This window comes from Sulfolobus islandicus Y.N.15.51 (genome assembly GCF_000022485.1).
GTDB classification, from domain to species: domain Archaea; phylum Thermoproteota; class Thermoprotei_A; order Sulfolobales; family Sulfolobaceae; genus Saccharolobus; species Saccharolobus islandicus.
In genome coordinates this window covers 204,201-222,822 of sequence record NC_012623.1, presented here as the reverse complement: position 1 = coordinate 222,822, position 18,622 = coordinate 204,201, and the positions used below count along the sequence as shown (strand labels likewise).

Sequence of the window (18,622 nt, the reverse complement as noted above, 5' to 3'; positions counted from 1 at the left end):
GAATTCCTCCGAAGCACATGATACAGAGTAGGACGATAGTAAATGCCCTCCCTTAGTCCCATTCCTATTAATACCTCAATCGAGCTGGGAAGTAGCTTCATTAGCAACATTAAGAGATATTAAGAAAAATGCTTTGTAGATGAGTTCAATTTTCTTAGATGCTAAACTCATCAAATTTTCTTAAATTCAAAATCAAGCGTTGATTTAAAAGTAAGCTTAACGTCAGTTCAGACAAATTTTCGAAATAATCCAAGAAAACTACTATAAATGTCTAGAAGAAAAGGGAATTGAGGAGAGTAAACAAAAAATTATGGAAGCGATGATAGGTTTCTACTCCCAAATTGGCTTATACTCATGATAAGGAGTCTCATCTGAAGCTTCTGAGAGGACTTCCTCAATGTCTTTTTTACTCACTTCCCCCCTATATTTTAGTATTACAAGAGCCCTAAGTTCCTTGAAATTTGGTTTAACTTCGACATCCTCTACACCGCTTATGGTCTTTAACGCTCTATGAATTCTATTAACACAATTATTACAATATACGCCGTCAACCCAAAACTTTAACTCTCCCATACTAAGATTTTTTAATATTTTGTCTATTTCTGCCATATGTTAATATGTGTTATTTATATTAATAAACTTTATATTTGAATTCTCTATGCTTAAACACTTATATTAAATAAAGCTTCTTTTGACATAGAAAGTGAGAATCAAAAATCTTACCTTTCATTCGTTTATTTCTTGTAGTATTCTATGTGTTGGCCTACTCTCAATAATACTCTTACCGTAATTTACAGTACTCCTATACGCATCACTGGAAATGAATTTCTTAAACGAATCCAAATCTCTCCAAACACTATAAATCAAATACTCCGATGGTTCATCAACACTCTTGTAAAGTTTTGCATCAATAAAACCATCAGCATTAGCCCTCAAATAACTCAAAACCTCCCTAAACTTATCCTCAAAATCCTTCTCGAAACCTATCTTAACCTTATAATAAAAACCAACATTAATCATAAAGGACACACCTTATTTCCTATATACCACATAATGATATAGGGAAATGCCTTCACCTAGCATTAGAAAGATTAGTCCTAAATCTATACCGAATAAATTAGAGAAGTATCCAGTAGCTGGTATTGTCCATATTTGTGCTGCTAATATTATTGCATAAATGAATAGCACTGCTACTAAGCCTTCAGCCAGTTTCTTTTTCCACTCTGGTACTCTTTCTTCACTTATTGTCATATTCTCGCTTCTTTGTTCCGCCTTTAATGCTATAGGTGCGATCTTTTTAGTAGTTAGTATAAATATTCCTGCAAGAGAGATAAATACTCCAACCGTTAAAATTGTAGGATTAGCTAGTAGCTCGATTCCAGCTATAACAAACAGAGATGAAACTAAAACAAATGCCAGAGCTGTTATGGGACTTATTGTCCCTTTTATATTCCCTTTGTTATCCGTTTTTGGTTTGATCGCAGCAAGCCCTAAAGCTACTATTATTGCCGGTGGTAAATATACTAAAACTTGTTGACTAACTGGAATCTCTACGCCAGGTGTTAGGTCACCCCATATGGTTGTTTGTATTAAGTAAGTTAACATTAGAATACCTATCCCTACAAACACTTTCCTCTTTAACGGGTGTAAGTATTCTATCCTATCCAAGAATGGCACTATGATAAGATATATTAGTGGAATAATTACACCAATAAATAAGAATATTACTACATCACTTGTAAAGTCCGCTATCTTATATAAGAACAGGAAGAACCATGGTGGATAAGTTGTTATATGCGCTGCAGCTGGACTGTTTGGTGGGGGAGCTGGTTTCGGATTTAAGAATGGATTCAATTGTTGCGGTAATCCATTAATGTATGCTAAGGCATTTGGTATTATGAGAATGAATCCCCAGCTCAAGAATATTAAGGACATCATGTAAACGAAATTCCTAGGCCACCACGGATTGAATTTCTGCCACTCTTCTTTTGTATATACTGCTGGTACTTTATCCTTAACTTTCCTGGAGGGCATCATGCCATAATGTTCGGCCATGAAGAAGTGGAAGACGAATAACAAGCCTATTAACGCGGTAAATATTATGTGCCATGCTAATACCCTACCGTAATCTCCAGCATCGTAATTCCCAAATAGTAACGGAATGAAGATGGAAAGGCCCGGTATACTACTAATTATACCCTCTCCTACATCCACAGCACTAGTTGCCAATGCATCACCTATTAAACTATATCCTAAAAACGCAGTGCCCAGAGTAAGTATTAGCATTATAACTCCAATTATCCATAACAATTCTCTAGGCTTCTTATACGCTCCAGCAAAATAATTCCTAAACATGTGAACATAGGCTAGGATTATCATGGCATATGCCCCATATAAATGACTGTAAAGCACAACTGAACCGTATGGTACGCTATTTATAACGAACTCCGTTGAATTGTATCCAGCTTGGGCATTATAATATAACAAAAGGATAAGCCCAGTTATTACGGTATAAATGAACGCAGACGCAACTAATGCACCTAGCCAATAGTCTACCTTGTACATATAATCTGGTGTTTTGAAGAAGGGTAAGTCATCTAATCCTAGTCTCTCCTTAAACCAATCTGATAATTTAGATCTCATAAGAATAAATTAAGGAAAAGAGGTAAAAAGTATTAAACGTTGGACTTATGATGAAAAAGGATTCTCAGTTTCTTGCACTGTTGTCTTATCACTAACAGAGCTACCGAAACTTGAGCTTAAATCGTCAGTAGGATTATCTGTAGGTACCCCGTTACTTCCGTTCGGATAAGTTGCTACACCAACTGCACCTATGGCATATAAGTAATCAGTTGATGAATCCCATTCTAATATCACTGCTGGTAATGGTCTAACCGTTGGTCCCGTTAGTACTGAGGCACCATGATAAGGGTCATAAGTAGAACCGTGACAATCACAATGTATTAATGCAGGGACCTTCGCTTGTTTAGCTGCTAATAATGCTGCCGCCGTTAGCTGATCTGGTTCAGATGCAGTTAACTGGGAAGGACCTACATATTGTGGAGGGAAAAAGTGAATATAAGGCGGAGTACATCCTAAGTGTTGGCAAATAGCAGAATATGCTACTATTGACTTATTAGGTCCGACACCCCCAGGAAAAGTATAGGTTTTACCATTTTGAGGAACTTCTACAGTTGTAGAAGGAATCTCTACTGGTTTCCCTGAGGAATCACCTAGATTTATTAAAAAGTTTGGTTCACCTGTCATTGGATACTCAAATATAACTATAAATGGACTATTAACTGGAATTTGCGATGCTTTAATTGGATTTCCAGAAGAGTCTACCAATAACGACTTAGGGAAACCAGTAGTAACTGTAACTGTTGGTGGAACCAATACTTTAAGTCCCGGTATAACACCAACTACCGCAGCAGCCGCTATCCCAAAGATTAATGATTTGAGAAATTTTCGTCTTTTTTCGTCAACACTTCCAACGTTCTTATTTGTATAGTTGAATAAATAGTCTTCACCCTTATTTACAAATTCTTTTGTATCAAATTTTGTCTTAGGATCTCTCATTTTGCTCGTTAATTTTCTAATAAATGTTAGGTTAGAGTAGTCTAAGATAGGCTTATCTTCTTTATCTGACTTAAATCTAATCATTTTGAATCACAAAAAATAAACAGTAAAATATAGCTTTTATCCATTTCTCGTTGGACTTATGATATCAATTAAACGCTTTTTACTTTCAATTTCACCAGAAGTAATTACTAAGAAACCAATTATTGGAGTTAGCATATATATTAATAACGAGAAACCATCAATTCCAAGAAAAACAGTAGTTATTATCAAAAAATATCCAACACTTGCACCAGCATTACCCTTTATTAAGGATGTAACAATACCCATTATACTTAAACCTAATGCGATCACTAAGAGAGTAATATGATAAGGATTATACAAGTTTATTCCCAGAGTTGCGGGCAATATCATATTCATTAAAATTTCCAAGTACCTATTTTGGCTTATCATATTTTCAAAAAATAAAAATGGTATAATTGAAAGGAGGCCAACTGAAATAGCTATGTAATTTCTAAAGGATTTAATTTTGCCCCATAATATTACAAATGCCAAATACCCCCGCAATAGAAATTAAATAAACTCTGAGGTAGCTTATAAATAATGCGTCATGAAATATACTAAGAAGTATTGATGCAAATATTCCAAGATTTACTAAGATTAACGTAGGAATTAAGAGAATTGATAATAACGAGGATTTAATTAAGCCTTCAATAGTGCTTGCTAATCCTAATATAAGATGGCCATTTCGAGAGAATATAGCAAGAAAGTGTTCTCGTAGTTAGGTATTAATGTAATAAAGGGTGAGACTAGCAATATAACTGTCAAGGGTATTAATGACTTATAACTGACTTTCTCACCGCCCTGGAAGGGCGATGGTTCCCCTCCCAGAGGGTTCATAGTTCCCACCATCAATTCGGGTTTACATCTCTCATCTGGTAGGCAGACGAGAGGGCCAGAGACCCCCTCCCGTTTAAATTCATAACTGCAATAACATCACGATCATTCTCATAACCGCATGAACACCTAAACCAACGATATCCCCTTTCTTCCATCCTTTTACCACACTTAGGACATGAAACAGAAGAATAACTAGGGTTAACATATTGAACTAGAATACCGTGTTTCTTAGCCTGCCAAACAATCCAATATTGAATCCTACGATACTGCATCAAGTAGAGTTTATCCCTAAACTCTCTTGGCAGTCTATCTACATTCTTGACAAGGTTCTTGAGACTCTCCAACTTAACAACATTGGCACCAAAATCCCTAGCAATTTCAACAACCCACTTCCCAACCTTCCTAGCGAAATCCTCCTAGCCTTTAGGTGGAAGGAATGAATCCTATACAAGATCCTCTTATTCTCTTTCCATATCCTTGGATACTTCCTTTGTAGGCTTTCAGCTAAAGACTTCCAGTGATGAACCTCGTTCAAACGAGTTGGAATCCTAACGTAGCTAATATCATCCTTTCCTACAACAATCTCACTCATATTAATATCAACAGCAACACTTTCCTTTACTTCGACCTTCTCCAACGGTTTCTCAAAAACCACTTTTAGAAAAGCCTTATCACCCCTAACTACTAACCTAGCCTCCTTCATCCTCCAGTTTGCATACTCCCCTAAGTTCCTAGGATAACCCAGAATTTGAAGATCACCAACACTTGCAATCCTAACAGTCATTGCTTCAAAATCCACATTATAGCTAGCTTTAGGAGTTAGCCAAACAGTTGGCCTATATACTCTAGGAAAACGCCCTCTTCTAGGATTATTATACCATCCCTTGTACACTGAGAGGGCATCCCTATAACAATCCTCGGCAACCTTTGAAGGTAGATTGTACTCCTCCCTTAACCTCTTGTATAACTCCTCGTGGACTTTTCCTAACACTCCCTTCTCGTCTGGGTTCGGGACATTTTCCTTCAACCAGAATAGGGTGAAACGTATTGCCTTTACGTAGTTATTAACGAGGACTAGGAGGGGTTCAGAGAGGCCCGCATTAGGGGGGACACCCCTAAGACCCCCAATGCTAATTATGATGAATTGAAAGAAGTTATCACAAACGGCTATGTAGAAACGTTTGTTAACAACTCTGAAATAACAGCAAATAATATAATGAAATTCGAAATAGCGTTAAAAGATAAAAATATCTCTAAGGATACAATAAGGAAATATATTAATTGCATTAAGCAAAATAAGAAGGACTCAAATAACTGCATTAAGGCATGGCGTAATTTCTACAAATTCGTGCTAAACAGAGACCCGCCCGAAACTCTAAAAATTAAGAAGACTAAAGCAGACTTACGCATCCCTTCACTTGACGAAATTAGGCAAACATTAGAGAGGGCTAAACAATATCCTAATTTATATTTACTATATAGTTTACTCTTAGAGAGCGGGATAAGGGAAAGTGAGGCATTAAAGATACTTAATGATTACGATAGTACACGTGATAGGTGTGAAAACGGTATATGTGCATACGAAATTAATTGGGTCAGGGGTCAGAAAGGTTCATTCTATGCGTTTCACTTGACCCAATTGCGGAGGGTTAAGGTCTCTAAGTCTTACATAGATAAATACACAAAGAAATTGGGCTTAGTACCGCCTAAATACTTTAGGAAATTTGTGGCCACAAAAATGGCAGAACTCGGGATTCCTCTCGACATTATCGATTTTATTCAGGGGCGTAAGCCTACCCGCGTACTAACGCAACATTACGTTTCGCTTTTCGGAATAGCAAAAGAGCATTACAGAAAATACGCCGAATGGCTAAGTAACAATTTTTAAATTGTCGGAAACCACGCGTGCTATAGGGGATTCGAGTAGGATTAACTGCCACCGCGTTTATTAGAATCCCCATTCTAACAAAAAATCATTTTTTCCTCAACACCTTATTTTAATTATGATGTTCTTTTCGCGCAAACAAAACGATATCGAAATGATTGGAGATAATAACGAAACGATCAAACTCAACACGATAAACGGTACAGTGAACGCGAAAAAAATTCTTAGCGTCAACGGCAAACACTTAGTGTTCGTAGACCAGTACGGGAATGTGAAAGAAGCGCTTTTAAAGTAGACATGATTTAAATATTTTGTTTCTAATTGCTTTGTGGGCTACTTCAGAATTATACAAAAATTTATAAATAATTATACCGAGTATTACCCATGGGAAAGAGTAAGTACAAGAGGGATTGGCACAAGTACGACGAGAACGTTATAACGAGATATACCCTAATGTTCCCCTTCTACGTCTTCCAACACTGGTTAACTAGCAGAGGAGAATAGGCATGCCAAGAAAACCTACAAGGCACCAAAGGAGTTCAACGAATTCCTAGCATTCCTCCACATCTTCCTACCTTATATAGAAGGAGTATTGAGAGCACTAGAAAGACTGAAAATCATCAAGCCTAGACTACTCAACAATATGGGAAAGAGTAAGAAACATGAACATAAAATTCCCAGAGGCAAATGACCAACTAGAAGCAGACGCAACGGGAATAAGCACAAACAAAGGAGGACAATTGCAAAATGGGGTAAAACCAAGGACTCAAAATTCCTCAAGATCGAAATAGTAATGGATAAGGACCAATTCAACGTAATAAACGCTGAAGTAACCAGCAACGAGGTTCAGACTGCAGTTAAGACGGTTAAGGATTTACAAGATAAGGGAAAGAAGGTTTTATGAGGATAAGGCTTATGATGTCAATTTACAAGACTGGGGTTGAGGTTGTTGTCCCACCTAGGAAGAACGCTTCTACTAGGCGTGGCCATCCTGCTAGGCTGTAAGGGAGTTCAAGAAGTTGGGTTATAATCGTTGGAGGGAGGAGAAGGGTTATGGTGTTAGGTGGAGGATTGAGTCCTTGTTCTATGCTGTGAAGCGTACTTTTGGGGAATCTGTTAGGGCTACAAGGCACTACATGCTGACGCCTCTAACAAACCTATGGGGATAACGAGTCTAGCGCGTCTCCCACGTCGAAGTCCTTGACATTAACTTCCTTACCCCTAGGAATCCTAAAACTCTTCTTGACAACTCCCTTGTAAACACCGTCCTTTATAACATGATAACAAATGCTTGCAAGCTTTCCGGCAAGAGCACAAGTAGCTTGAGTAACACTCTTCCCCCTAGCAATAAGCCTCTCATAATACCCTTTAAAAGGCTCAAGACCCCTAGCAACCTTGGCAACCAAGTAGAGAGCTCTACGCAAATACTTATTACCCCTAATCATACCGGAGTGAGACTCGCTATCACCACTCTGCTTAGTTTTGGGTGCAAAGCTTGCATAAGCCCTAGCAGCCTTAGAACTGGAAAAACGGGAAACATCACCGAACTCAGCGTAAATAGTTGCAGCACTAATCAAACCAATTCCGGGGATCTTACTCAACTCAATTACTGGTTTTGGAATCTTGGAAATTATCATATCCTCAACCTCCTTAATCATTTTCTCCAAGTTTTTTAACAGTTCAACTAATTGTTTTAACGCTAGTTTTTCCGCGTCGTTTAAGTTTCTCCCTAGTTTTTCTTTTAGTTCCTCCTTCTCTTCCTTGCTTAGTCCCTCCCCCTTTACTAGCTTTTCAAGTAGTTTTCTTCCCTTCTTGTCGAATGGTTGTATTTTATATCCCGCGAATTCTAATATTTTCCTTATCTCGTTCTTTACTTGTGTTGTCTTCTCTACTAAGCTTTCCCTATATCTCGTTAGTTCTCTTAGCTCCATTATTTCTCCTGTTGGTATGTATGATCCCTTGATTACTCCGGTCATGTGTGCTACTAGTAACCTTTGTGCGTCGAGTTTGTCTGTCTTTTTCCCTAGTATTTCTGTTAGGTGTAGTGGGTTTATTACTGTTACCTTGTATCCTTTTTCCGTTAGTTTTTCGTGTAGGTAGAAGTAATATATTCCAGTTGCCTCTATTATTCCTTCCTTATATTCTCCTAGGAATTTAATTAGTTCCTCTATTCCCTCGTTGTCGTGGTTGAATTCCTTTACCTCCTTGACGTATACTGCTGATTTTTCTTGTTCTACTACTAGTTCTCCCTTTGCTGCTGTTAGTTTGCTTTGTGAAATATCAATTGCGAAGGCCTTGTTTGTAACTTTTAATTCCATGCTTGTGTATTACGCGTTTCTCGAGATATTTTTTGTTCTCATAATACCTTGTTTTCTTTGCATAGTGTTAAGTGTTTCAGCCCCTAGAGTATTTTGTTACAACCTCCTACTCGGGGGTTTTTATCCCCTCTTGTTAGATCGTTCTAGGGGCTTCACAGCTAGCCTTGTAGATGGGGTTTTATCCCCATGTTTTCTATGAGCTTATGTTGTTTTTCTCCTTACTTGTTTATTTCCTTTTCTCTTGTAATACTTGGTTTTATTCGTTCTCTTGTTTTGCGTGGATTGCCCCGTAGGAGTTTTTTAGGACAAGTGGTTGAGGCTAAGCTCAAGTTCTGGGCTTATGCATGGATGGTCCACTTGGCTAATTCTTTAGTTGGTAGAGCTCCGGGTATTAGGGTGTGAGCTTGCGAATAACGTTGAAATAAATATTAATTACTGAAAAATTCTCAGTGTATCATATCATGCTTATGAAATAAATTGAAGAGATCAACAAAGCAGTTTCTAATAAACATGATATGCTAAGGATCCTAAAGAAACTGGTGGGTATATGGGAGCCGAAGGAGGGCGTGATTTATAGACAGAAATTCATAGGGCAGAACACCGCACATATTATACCTGGTGAGGAATATGTGTCAATATATGTCGAGTATTCGTTAAACGGCGTAAATTGGCAGCCGTGCACGTTCAGTCTGAAAAAAGGGGTGTATGAAATTCACGCTAAAGATAAGTACAACCGTACAACAGAGATATTGTTAGTTGAGAAAAAATTTGTAAAAGCGAAAAAGATTAAGAAAAAATATATAGGGTCAGAAAGTTTTGACTGGACTGCAACTTTCATTGATATCTATTATAGACTCTTAATAAAAGACCCCTCAAAAATCAGATATCTAAAGCGAAACTGACTTCCTCTCTGCCCTAGAACGGTAGACCCAAAATCACCTCCTTGAAAATAAATCTATATTATTAATAAGCGGTTCTATTGATTTAAATAGAAAATCTTTTAGATAGAATAAATCATCAGAAAACAAGAGTATTAGGAGTATCCTGAACTGCTCCCTCCTCACCTCCCCCTTGAACACGGTGTACAGGGAGTAGAAGGCCACGGCCAGCACGAAGATCAACGTGCGGAAGACGAACTTAGTAGAACTAGTAAATGGAAGAAAAGCCTTGATGTTCCGGTAAGAGGTCTCTATGGGACCTCTTACCTTATTGTACAAATCCAACACTTCCCTCTTGGATAGGTCTAGGTTAGTAGCCCTAGCAAAATAAACAAGACTCTTCTTCTTTCTCCTCACTTTTTCCTTGCTATACACGAGAAGCCTGAACTTGACCTGCTCATCCCTCCTATGCCTCTTACTATTAGTTGTGTAATCCCCGTCAAACTCCTCATAAACCTTAACATCCCCAACAGGCACAGCAACTATATACTTAAACTGTGAAATGAAGTTGAGCACATCAACAGTATAGAAACCAGCGTCAAGAGTTATCAACCTTATCTTGAACCCCATCGCGACGACTTGCTCCACGAGGGCCTTCACGATCTCTTCCTTAGTCATCCCCTTGACTTGAGTGATGAAGGCCAGTAGGAGCACTTTCCCATTAAACTTTGTCGTCGCAGTTGCGTAGTTCCAAGAGTTTCCCTCCTCCGAACTCCCGAGCCCTCCCACCGGTCTCCCGTACCACGTCTTGGTTGTCCAGTCTATTGAGACGTCTATCTCCTTGACTCCCTTCAGTACCTTCAAGGATATCTTCCTGGCGCTTTCCAAGAGTTTCTCAATAACTTCCACCCCTTGCTCCTCCACGTAATTCCTCACGGTCTGTGGGGACACGCCATAAGCCCTCGACTTGCTTTCCACCGAATCGTTCCATAAACACGCTGAGATGAGGGTTCTCGCCACCTCTTCCCCTTTCTTTCCCTTGAAGTTCAGCATGGAAAGTAATTTATATCCTATTTGTTGAATGTTATTTTGGTGAGGGAGACCGGGTGTTACCATCTCACTAACTCACGTGGTAATACTCAATCTCCCTCACCTTAAACCCTTTCTTCAATTGAATTCTTTATACTCTTATAAATTTCTTTATCTTTTATAAATTCGATATTATCCTATCAGAAATATTTTTTCTAATATGATTTTGGGTCTACCGAGAAGGGGCGAGGCTTTCCGCTCCCTTAACCCTATATAGGTTTTATTAGCTCTAGAGAGTAAAGAGTAATACTCCTAGGGTTGGGAGTATGGTCGGTAGTATTTCTGAAGCTAAGTCTTCGGTTTCCGGCGTGACCGACCCCTACTGTCGGACTGAACATTGTGGGAAAATCCACCCATATAGGTGTGACAAGGAGGTAGGGGTCCTAGGAATAGACGTGTCAAAAGATAATTTAATCACGAGCAGGGGAGGAAAATACGAGAACAACCTAAAAGGCTATGAGAAAATCCTCGATATGAAGCCTTGCACGATAGTCCTAGAGCCCACCGGAGTATACTCAATAAAGCCTTCCCAATACTTCAAGGAGAGAGGGGTAAGAGTACTACAAGTAAGCCCAAACGTGCTATCAAGGGAAAAGGACTTCAGGGAAAAGAAAACAGATTTTTACGACGCAGAAAAATTAGAAAACATGGTCGACAAGGCAAAGGAGTACGAGTATAACGTCCTTAGAGAACTCGTAACTCTATACCTGTTCTTAAAGGACATGGAAGTAAAACAAAAGAACAGACTAAAGAGAGCACTATTCCTAGTAAGCGACAACGACAAGATAAACAAGGAGAGATTGGAAAGACTAGCAAGCGGAGACTTCGCACAAGAAGTACTCTACCAACTTGAATACACGCCAATAGTACTTGAAGAAGTCAAAATACTGGCTAAGGCCCTCTTTGAGACGCAAGAGAAGTTAAAAGAGGTCAAGGAGATGATAGAGAGCCAAGTACCGGAAGACCACGTCCTACTGACGATTCCGGGAGTTGGGAAGCTTGCTGCAGGGATAATCATTGGCGTTGTAGGTGATATTAGGCGCTTCCCTAAGCCTGAGTCTTTCGTAGCTTATTGCGGTCTAGATCCGGTAGTGGAGAGGAGCGGTAAGGCGGTGGTAAGTAAGGGAATCTCAAGGAGGGGTAACAAGTATTTGCACAGCCTTTTCTACTTTCTTGCGCAGATGAACTGTTCAAAGAACCCGACCTTATTGAGGTTTTACGAGTATCACAAGGATAAGCTTCACGGTAGGAAGTTATACACTGCCTTGGCGAGAAAGTTGGCTAAGGTTGTGTGGAGCGTTTGGTATAATAATAAGCCTTATGAGCCCAAGTGACCCAAAATCGCCACGTGAATTGAAAGGATTCACGTGGCAATCTTAGTTGACACTATGCTTGAAGTTCAACCGAAATATTTATTACTGAACGCCCCCAGGTTTGTAAAGGATAAAATTATACTGACTATCAACAGAAATACGAAGAAGAAGTAGAACGAGATATTTCCTATAACGAGAAGTAAATTTGTATTAGGGATATTAAGAGGTAGGATAGAGGGAAACATAAAGGCTTGTTTGAATGAAAACTGTAAAAGGCTGGAAATGCCAAGTGAAATTAAAAAAAGGTTTAAATTACCTTTTAATTCATCTACTATTTTCATCTTCTAAACACCACATAAAGTATTATAAGTGCTATTATAGCTATCACGACGCCAACTATTGTAACATATATTGTAGCAGAGGGTATGCTTGTAACTGTAATAACGCTAGTTGTATTAGTAACTGAAGTGGTAGGCGTTGTACTGGAGGTCGTGCTCGTAGGTGGAGTAGTAACTAATTCTAATGTTAAGAAGTTTGACGTAATAGACTTGTCGAATAACGTCTCACCAAGTTTTCCTTGCCATACTGCAAGCGCTACATAATAGGTTTTACCAACTGTTATATTAGGCATCCAATTTGCATAAGCCGAAGGAACTGCAAGGGGTCTAGCAAACTCTAATGTCCAATAACCATTCTGATATGTTGCACCAGTCCATATAAAGAATAGCGATCCGTTTAATCCACTTGATGCAACTGGTGCATACCATATTCCAGAAGTGTCTACTTCATACATGTTAGTATTATTAGTATATAGTGGAACTGCAAATCCGTGATTATTAGGGTCTACATAAGATAATCCAGTTAGTGATGTGTTCTGCCAGAGATTTGCTTTAAATGCAGGATCATAAGTTGCGTTGTTCCATGTAGCCCCTGATACCCACATCCATATATTTGCTGCGCCTCCAGACTGTACTAAAGAGCCTCCGGCATCTTTAAAAGTCACACCATCAAATGTTTGGCCAGGGACTTTGCCACCAATATTCATCCCATCTTTAGTAGGTGGTATTACACTACCCATATACCACATTATAGCAGCTCTATCTGGATAATACCACGTTGAGTTAGTATAATAACCATAAAACATTCCATCTGAATAAAGAAGATCTTCCATTGGTCTTGGGGAATGCCATAATATTATTGTACCATTAGACATTACACTAATTTGTGTATTGTTTGGAGTTGGTAACAAGATTCCAGAGTAGTTTAATACTAATCTCCCTTGTATAGTATTTCCATTAACTATTGAGAAATAGTTAGTATAATTCTTTTCTATCGTATAAGTAGTACTAGGTGTCAGCATTATTTGTCTAAACAAACCTGGACCAGAAGCAGGGGGATAAAGTGCTGCTGCGGCTGCTGACCAAGCACCAAATGCGGGTTCTGGAGCGTACCATCTTTCTAATATTATTATCCAAGATCCATTCCATACTGCTTTAACTAATAAATAGTGAGTTAATCCAGATGTGGGAGCCATTGGTATATTTGCAGTTAATGAAATGTTAATCCATGGTATTTGGTTCCAATAACTTGCAGATCCAGGATTTGACAAATCCGCACTACCAACTACTTTATAAACGGGAATTTGCGGAGAAGTCTGAGCCATTGGAACGTTTGCTAATCCCATTATAATAGCTAAAAATGAAGCAAGTAGAAGAACGCTTAACGTATATTTTGACCTTCTCTTAATACTCATCCTCTCACAAAAGTGCTTAAGCAGACGTTACTATTAAACATGAATCGTTGGACTTATGAGCAATCTAACGAGATGCGTTTAAGATAATTTTTCTCCTAACTTTGCTTATTATCTTTACCAATCTAAAGTTAACTTATTAACCTTTTAAGCTTAAGTTAAAGGTGATGAAGGCTCTCGTATTTGATAAGAACGGAATAGAAAACCTAAAGTTTACAGATTATAAAGACCCAGAAATAGGTAACCATGAAGTATTAATAAGAGTGAAACTGGCAGGCGTAAATCCAGTTGACTATTATACTGTTGAGAGACTAAAAGCGAACCCGATACCACATATACCCGGAGTTGAATTTAGCGGGGAGGTAGCTAAGGTTGGAGATCATGTTAAAAGTTTAAGTGTAGGCGACAGAGTTACAATTTATGGTAGAATATTTGACGGAACTTGTGACATGTGCATGACTGGATATGAAACAGTCTGTAGAAATGGTGGAAGAATAGGAGTTGACGCTAATGGTGGATGGGCTGAGTATATTGCAGTTGAAGAGAAGTATGTGTTTAAGTTACCAAATGAATATACGTGGGAAATGGGATCGAGCTTGACTGTAGCTGCTTTAACAGCTTATCATGCATTAAAGGAAGCAGAATTGAGGCCATCACAAACGCTGGTTATATTTGGGGCATCTGGAAATACTGGAATGTTTTTGGTACAATTGGGTAAGAAGTTTGGGGCAAAAGTAATAGCTGTATCAAGAAAGAGTTGGTTAAGGGAATATGGAGCCGATTTTGTAGTTGATTATAATGAAGTAGAGGAAAAGGTGAAGGAAATTACAAATGCTAAGATGGCTGACGTAGTTGTCAATTCCTTAGGAGAACAACTTTGGGATAAGAGCTTTTCAGTTGTAGGGATTAGGGGTAAGTTAGTCACCTTTGGAACATTGTTAGGTGGCAATGTGAAGGTTGATTTAAGTCAGTTATATAGCAAACACATTAGTATTCTAGGTGTTAATAGGGGTAATAGGAAGGACTTTGTAGAATTATTAGACATTTGTAAGGATTGTAAAGTAAAGACATGGAAGATATTTAAGTTAGAGGAGGGTAAACAAGCTCTGAAAGAACTTTTCTCTAAAGAGAGGGATGGTAGAATTTTCCTATCTCCTTAACACTTCGCCAACTAGGAAAGATGGAAATCCTTGTTTTTCTGCCTCTTGAAGGGCATCTTCTACCTCTCTTTTTTCGCCTATTACAAGTACTAACAACTCTGACTGTAATGGGTCTTGAATAAGGGGAGCAATCTCTCTCATGATTTCTGCATACCATGGCGTTGGTAATTGAATTTTTAGTGAATAGTTTGCAAATAAACTATTTATATTATTAATTCCTATTCTAGTAATATTTATTGGCAAAACGTTACTGTTTAATTTCAATATTTTAGTAGCCCTACTGAAAGTCTCTTCTGCTAGTTCGTAAATATAATTAATACCAATACCTCTCTTCTCAAGATATTCAATATTTCCATTTAATGCCTTATAAAGCAACTTTACTGGCAACGTTCCTCCTGGTCTATTTATCATTCCTACTTTCATTCCTTCCTTAACTTCCATATATATCCTATCCGTAAAACCCCATACGAAACCTACTATATTATCCTTAGTTTCAATTTCGTACCACTTAACTCCCCATATTGTTATTAAATTAGATAGTGTAGCTCTTAGTATTTCCTTATTCCTCTCAGGGTATATGGCATCTACTAAGAGTAAACCTTCACTACTAGCTAAAAGCAATCCATTACCTTTAGACGTAGAGATTTCCTTTTTGTAAGTAATTTCCCTCGTGGATGGATAAAAGAATTCACAACTTTTATCCTCCCTCAATCCCATCCTAATACACAAGTTTATCTTAAGATCACCTCTTAAGTCTCCGTTCGAGTTAATAATCTTCATAACTGGTAATGCCCTCTTCTGACAACCAGTTAGGAGTAGGGCTGGATGGAAACCTTGTTTAACTAATTGGGAGAGATTAAGGAAAAATTTCCTCTGTAGTTGAATCACCTTGGTTTAACCTCTACACTAAAGTATTTATTTATATAGGGGCACTTATGGAATATGTGTACTCCCTCATCTTTACAATCTGCAGCTAGTGCATAAGGTTCACCTTTTTCGTCAAAGCTTATGATAGCCTTGCATCCTGTAGGAAGAACGACTGTTGGAAATGCTTTCAATATGAATCTAGCTAGTAAACGTTGACTAAACTCATCTAATTCCTTTGCCTTGGGTAACATAAGGCTTATCACGGAAAGCGGATGGTTAAAACAAACACTTATTAGCGAAATTTCATATTTTTTCAAAAATTGATTCAACGCATCTAAAAATGATCTAATCTCATTCACGGAACCGTCATACTTCCATGATTCTTTAAGCTTTTGAAGAGCTTGTAAGCGTATATTATCTTTCTTTGTTAAATAATATGCAAATACTAAGCCACGTGGAGTAATTGTAAATCCCTTCTTTTGTTTTGTCACTAGACTTAAGGATTTTAAGTTAACTAGTATACGCCATACTGTAGCCATTGGAATATCTGAGATTATAGCTAATTTATAAGAAGTTAGATATCCATATATTACTAAGAATTCTAATATTATGGTATCCCTATCATCGAGGATTTTGATACTCATCAATAATAAATATATTATGTCAGTTTATATATTCTTATTATCATGATTTAGGGCAAAAAAATTTTTATGTTTCTCTACTCAACTAACACTACTTCTTAAATTGCTTAGTTTTTTAAAGAAACACTAAATCTAATAAATGAAAAAGAGTATAAAAACGATTATTCCTTTTAACCTCTCCAGCCAAAGGAACCAATTGGAATTGGCTGATTAGAGACTGACTGGAATGGAGTCATTGGGGATAGTTGATATGCATATTGCCCAGCAAATAATACATCAGCTCTTGCTAAGAAACCAGCAACTAGCGCAAATATTGCAGCCACAACTATTACGTATTTAATTACAGTTGGCAGATCCATTACTGGAATTTGACCTATCGCTGATTCTGGAGCTTTTTGCTTTATTCCGAACATTAGGAACCTAGTTATTGACATATAACCTATTCCAGATATTATCAAGGTTAGTACAGATAATGTTATATCTACATAGAAAGTCGCTTGAGATAACAAATATTCATAGGCTACTTGATTAAAAACATTCAAGTAATTAACGTTAGCTAGGAATAGAAACCATGTTGCTAAAATTGCGATACTGGAATAGAACAATACTTTAGTGAGTGTTACCCTAGCCCTTATAACATCTTCATTTTTACCTACTAATGCTATCAAATATCCAAGTCCACTAGCAGCGAAGACACCATCAGCTAGATAGAGTGCTGGCAATCCACCGTTATTCCAGAACGGTATTCCAGTAGTAGCAGCTAATTCAAATCCACTATAAGTTGTGGAGAATATTCCTGCAAATGCTCCTAATACAGCTACGACTCCTCTAGACCACTTGTTCTTCACATTAAGTAAAGAAATTACCATATATAGGAACTAGAAAAGTAATAGCCCACCTACAAATATTATACCTCTAGCCATCCAAGAGAAAGCAAAATAGAATAAGGCTTCAGCTGGGGCAAGTATAGCTGCAGTTGGTCTACCTAAATCAATATCAAAAAACAGTAAAGCTAAAATGGATGCGATAAAAGCCGCAACAGATGCCCTCCTATTGAACGCTTTATACTTTCCAGTTACTTCCATTAAACCTATTATGGCCATTAGCATACCTGCTATCTCAGTGAAGTATAACGCTAGTGCTACGTACTCTCCCCATAATGGATACTGATTTATCTGGATGATGGGAGCTTGTACTCCAAAGGACGTTCCTGGTTCAGGTGCATTAAATAGTCCCATTTTTATCATTTATAAAGTTGACTAATAATTTAAATAAAGTTTCATTTCAGTCTTCCGATATGTTCAATCGTACATATTTTTAAATAAACTTTTTTGCTAATATAATTATATATTAAAATGTGGAGGATGTCATTAAGCAGGCTGAAGAACTATTGGAAAAAGGTAGGTATAACGAGGTTTTGAAAGTCTTAGAGAACTTTGAAAGTGTAGAAGTATACTTGCTTAGAGCTGAAGCCTATTTAAGAATGAGCAATTCAAAAGCGGCTTTAGTAGAATTAGATAAGGGTGTTCAAACTTTTCCTTTCAGTTATGCAATATTGTCAGCTAAGGCTGAGGTTTTGGAGAATGAAGGAAGATTAGAAGAGGCATTAGAAAACATAAATAAGGCGTTGGAAATTTTGCCCTTTTCCTCAGAATATCGATTCATAAAGGCTAGGATATTGTTTAAGTTGGAAAGGTATGAAGAAGCTAATATAGAGTTAACTGAAGTCTCAAGACTAAATCCAAATAATGTTGACGCTAGGGTCATGAAAGCGTTTTGCTACTACAATATGGGATTAAAGTTAGACGCCTTATCAGAAATTAATCGTGCATTAAATGTTAAGAAAGAGGATTCATCCCTTCACGAGCTAAAGGGTAAAATATACTTTGAGACTGGATTTTATAAACTAGCCTTAAGCGAATTTAAGATAGCTGCCCATTACGATCCTAATAATCCAGATCATTATTACAATGCTGCAGCTTGCTACTACAACTTGAAAATGTATAACGACGCTTTAACATACATGGATTTAGCCTTATCAAAGGGTGAGAAAGCTAATTACCATATACTAAAGGCACTAATACTTAAAGAACTTAACATGGAGTTCTCCCAAGAAGTAGAGGAGGCCATTAAGTTAGATCCATCCATTAAATCAATTATAGAAAATCTTTTCAAGAAATAGAAATATGTGAAATCGGAAATATCGGTAAAATGAAATGAATATTTAAATAAATAACACACG

Annotated in this window: 14 protein-coding genes and 6 pseudogenes; 7 read left to right on the top strand and 13 right to left on the bottom strand. The window is 37.6% G+C overall.

What is annotated here, in order from left to right:
• Positions 1 to 330: 330 nt before the first annotated feature.
• From YN1551_RS01215 to YN1551_RS01190, 6 genes and pseudogenes are all read right to left on the bottom strand, one after another.
• Positions 331 to 609: a heavy-metal-associated domain-containing protein gene (locus YN1551_RS01215; protein ID WP_012712426.1), complete on the bottom strand. Its 279-nt coding sequence runs from the start codon at positions 607 to 609 to the stop codon at positions 331 to 333.
• 117 nt (positions 610 to 726) lie between these two features.
• Positions 727 to 1,020, bottom strand: a complete 294-nt coding sequence (locus YN1551_RS01210; RefSeq protein WP_012714488.1) for an antibiotic biosynthesis monooxygenase family protein — start codon at positions 1,018 to 1,020, stop codon at positions 727 to 729.
• Positions 1,021 to 1,032: 12 nt separating this feature from the next.
• Positions 1,033 to 2,643: a proton pump complex cytochrome B SoxC gene (gene soxC, locus YN1551_RS01205; RefSeq protein ID WP_012714489.1), complete on the bottom strand. Its 1,611-nt coding sequence runs from the start codon at positions 2,641 to 2,643 to the stop codon at positions 1,033 to 1,035.
• 45 nt (positions 2,644 to 2,688) lie between these two features.
• Positions 2,689 to 3,663 (bottom strand): Rieske iron-sulfur protein SoxL2, encoded by a 975-nt coding sequence (gene soxL2 / locus YN1551_RS01200; protein ID WP_012714490.1) that lies wholly within the window; start codon positions 3,661 to 3,663, stop codon positions 2,689 to 2,691.
• Positions 3,664 to 3,699: 36 nt separating this feature from the next.
• Positions 3,700 to 4,431, bottom strand: a pseudogene (gene cbsB / locus YN1551_RS17285) (cytochrome b558/566 subunit B); the annotation flags it as partial.
• A gap of 59 nt (positions 4,432 to 4,490) precedes the next feature.
• A pseudogene (locus YN1551_RS01190) lies at positions 4,491 to 5,620 on the bottom strand (RNA-guided endonuclease TnpB family protein).
• 3 nt (positions 5,621 to 5,623) lie between these two features.
• Here YN1551_RS01190 and YN1551_RS01185 point away from each other — a divergent pair.
• Both YN1551_RS01185 and YN1551_RS15610 read left to right on the top strand, forming a co-directional pair.
• Positions 5,624 to 6,367: an integrase gene (locus YN1551_RS01185; RefSeq protein WP_048052261.1), complete on the top strand. Its 744-nt coding sequence runs from the start codon at positions 5,624 to 5,626 to the stop codon at positions 6,365 to 6,367.
• A 381-nt stretch (positions 6,368 to 6,748) separates the two neighbouring features.
• A pseudogene (locus tag YN1551_RS15610) lies at positions 6,749 to 7,533 on the top strand (transposase).
• On the opposite strand, the gene YN1551_RS01165 reads toward YN1551_RS15610, so the two are convergent.
• Positions 7,522 to 8,682, bottom strand: a complete 1,161-nt coding sequence (locus tag YN1551_RS01165; protein ID WP_012715521.1) for an IS110 family RNA-guided transposase — start codon at positions 8,680 to 8,682, stop codon at positions 7,522 to 7,524. The pseudogene YN1551_RS15610 and the gene YN1551_RS01165 overlap by 12 nt on opposite strands.
• A gap of 294 nt (positions 8,683 to 8,976) precedes the next feature.
• Here YN1551_RS01165 and YN1551_RS16425 point away from each other — a divergent pair.
• Together YN1551_RS16425 and YN1551_RS01155 are read left to right on the top strand one after the other, a co-directional pair.
• A pseudogene (locus YN1551_RS16425) lies at positions 8,977 to 9,084 on the top strand (IS5/IS1182 family transposase); the annotation flags it as partial.
• Positions 9,085 to 9,197: 113 nt separating this feature from the next.
• Complete coding sequence (locus YN1551_RS01155; RefSeq protein WP_048052259.1) at positions 9,198 to 9,584, top strand: hypothetical protein; 387 nt, start codon at positions 9,198 to 9,200, stop codon at positions 9,582 to 9,584.
• 33 nt (positions 9,585 to 9,617) lie between these two features.
• Here the strand turns inward: YN1551_RS01155 and YN1551_RS01150 are convergent, their stop codons facing one another.
• Complete coding sequence (locus YN1551_RS01150; RefSeq protein ID WP_012717032.1) at positions 9,618 to 10,676, bottom strand: ISH3-like element ISSis6 family transposase; 1,059 nt, start codon at positions 10,674 to 10,676, stop codon at positions 9,618 to 9,620.
• 239 nt (positions 10,677 to 10,915) lie between these two features.
• On the opposite strand from YN1551_RS01150, the gene YN1551_RS01145 reads away from it, so the two are divergent.
• Positions 10,916 to 11,983, top strand: a complete 1,068-nt coding sequence (locus YN1551_RS01145) for an IS110 family RNA-guided transposase (RefSeq protein WP_012717031.1) — start codon at positions 10,916 to 10,918, stop codon at positions 11,981 to 11,983.
• A gap of 101 nt (positions 11,984 to 12,084) precedes the next feature.
• On the opposite strand, the pseudogene YN1551_RS01140 reads toward YN1551_RS01145, so the two are convergent.
• Positions 12,085 to 12,303 (bottom strand): annotated as a pseudogene (locus YN1551_RS01140) (cytochrome b558/566 subunit B); the annotation flags it as partial.
• Positions 12,300 to 13,715, bottom strand: coding sequence for a cytochrome b558/566 subunit A (cbsA, locus tag YN1551_RS01135; RefSeq protein WP_012717030.1), 1,416 nt, complete (start codon positions 13,713 to 13,715; stop codon positions 12,300 to 12,302). The pseudogene YN1551_RS01140 and the gene cbsA, both read right to left, overlap by 4 nt.
• A gap of 164 nt (positions 13,716 to 13,879) precedes the next feature.
• On the opposite strand from cbsA, the gene YN1551_RS01130 reads away from it, so the two are divergent.
• Positions 13,880 to 14,872: an alcohol dehydrogenase catalytic domain-containing protein gene (locus tag YN1551_RS01130; protein ID WP_012714493.1), complete on the top strand. Its 993-nt coding sequence runs from the start codon at positions 13,880 to 13,882 to the stop codon at positions 14,870 to 14,872.
• On the opposite strand, the gene YN1551_RS01125 is transcribed toward YN1551_RS01130, so the two are convergent.
• The 3 genes and pseudogenes from YN1551_RS01125 to nrfD all read right to left on the bottom strand — a co-directional run bounded on the left by YN1551_RS01125 (position 14,861) and on the right by nrfD (position 17,627).
• Positions 14,861 to 15,760, bottom strand: a complete 900-nt coding sequence (locus tag YN1551_RS01125; protein ID WP_009991440.1) for a hypothetical protein — start codon at positions 15,758 to 15,760, stop codon at positions 14,861 to 14,863. The genes YN1551_RS01130 and YN1551_RS01125 overlap by 12 nt on opposite strands.
• Positions 15,757 to 16,383, bottom strand: coding sequence for an IclR family transcriptional regulator (locus tag YN1551_RS01120; protein WP_012717029.1), 627 nt, complete (start codon positions 16,381 to 16,383; stop codon positions 15,757 to 15,759). The genes YN1551_RS01125 and YN1551_RS01120 overlap by 4 nt, the downstream gene beginning before the upstream one ends.
• 167 nt (positions 16,384 to 16,550) lie before the next feature.
• Positions 16,551 to 17,627 (bottom strand): annotated as a pseudogene (gene nrfD, locus YN1551_RS01115) (NrfD/PsrC family molybdoenzyme membrane anchor subunit).
• Between the two features lie 110 nt (positions 17,628 to 17,737).
• Between nrfD and YN1551_RS01110 the strand changes: the two are divergent.
• The gene (locus YN1551_RS01110; protein ID WP_012717028.1) at positions 17,738 to 18,562 is read left to right on the top strand and encodes a tetratricopeptide repeat protein; all 825 of its coding nucleotides are present in this window, start codon (positions 17,738 to 17,740) and stop codon (positions 18,560 to 18,562) included.
• The last annotated feature ends 60 nt before the right edge of the window (positions 18,563 to 18,622 follow it).

Coding starts and splice junctions, on each gene's coding strand:
- soxC (WP_012714489.1), bottom strand. CDS start 2,643: ATGAGATCTAAATTATCAGATTGGTTTAAGGAGAGACTAGGATTAGAT.
- YN1551_RS01155 (WP_048052259.1), top strand. CDS start 9,198: ATGCTAAGGATCCTAAAGAAACTGGTGGGTATATGGGAGCCGAAGGAG.
- YN1551_RS01210 (WP_012714488.1), bottom strand. CDS start 1,020: ATGATTAATGTTGGTTTTTATTATAAGGTTAAGATAGGTTTCGAGAAG.
- YN1551_RS01145 (WP_012717031.1), top strand. CDS start 10,916: ATGGTCGGTAGTATTTCTGAAGCTAAGTCTTCGGTTTCCGGCGTGACC.
- cbsA (WP_012717030.1), bottom strand. CDS start 13,715: ATGAGTATTAAGAGAAGGTCAAAATATACGTTAAGCGTTCTTCTACTT.
- YN1551_RS01120 (WP_012717029.1), bottom strand. CDS start 16,383: ATGAGTATCAAAATCCTCGATGATAGGGATACCATAATATTAGAATTC.
- YN1551_RS01150 (WP_012717032.1), bottom strand. CDS start 10,676: ATGGTAACACCCGGTCTCCCTCACCAAAATAACATTCAACAAATAGGA.
- YN1551_RS01130 (WP_012714493.1), top strand. CDS start 13,880: ATGAAGGCTCTCGTATTTGATAAGAACGGAATAGAAAACCTAAAGTTT.
- YN1551_RS01165 (WP_012715521.1), bottom strand. CDS start 8,682: ATGGAATTAAAAGTTACAAACAAGGCCTTCGCAATTGATATTTCACAA.
- soxL2 (WP_012714490.1), bottom strand. CDS start 3,663: ATGATTAGATTTAAGTCAGATAAAGAAGATAAGCCTATCTTAGACTAC.
- YN1551_RS01215 (WP_012712426.1), bottom strand. CDS start 609: ATGGCAGAAATAGACAAAATATTAAAAAATCTTAGTATGGGAGAGTTA.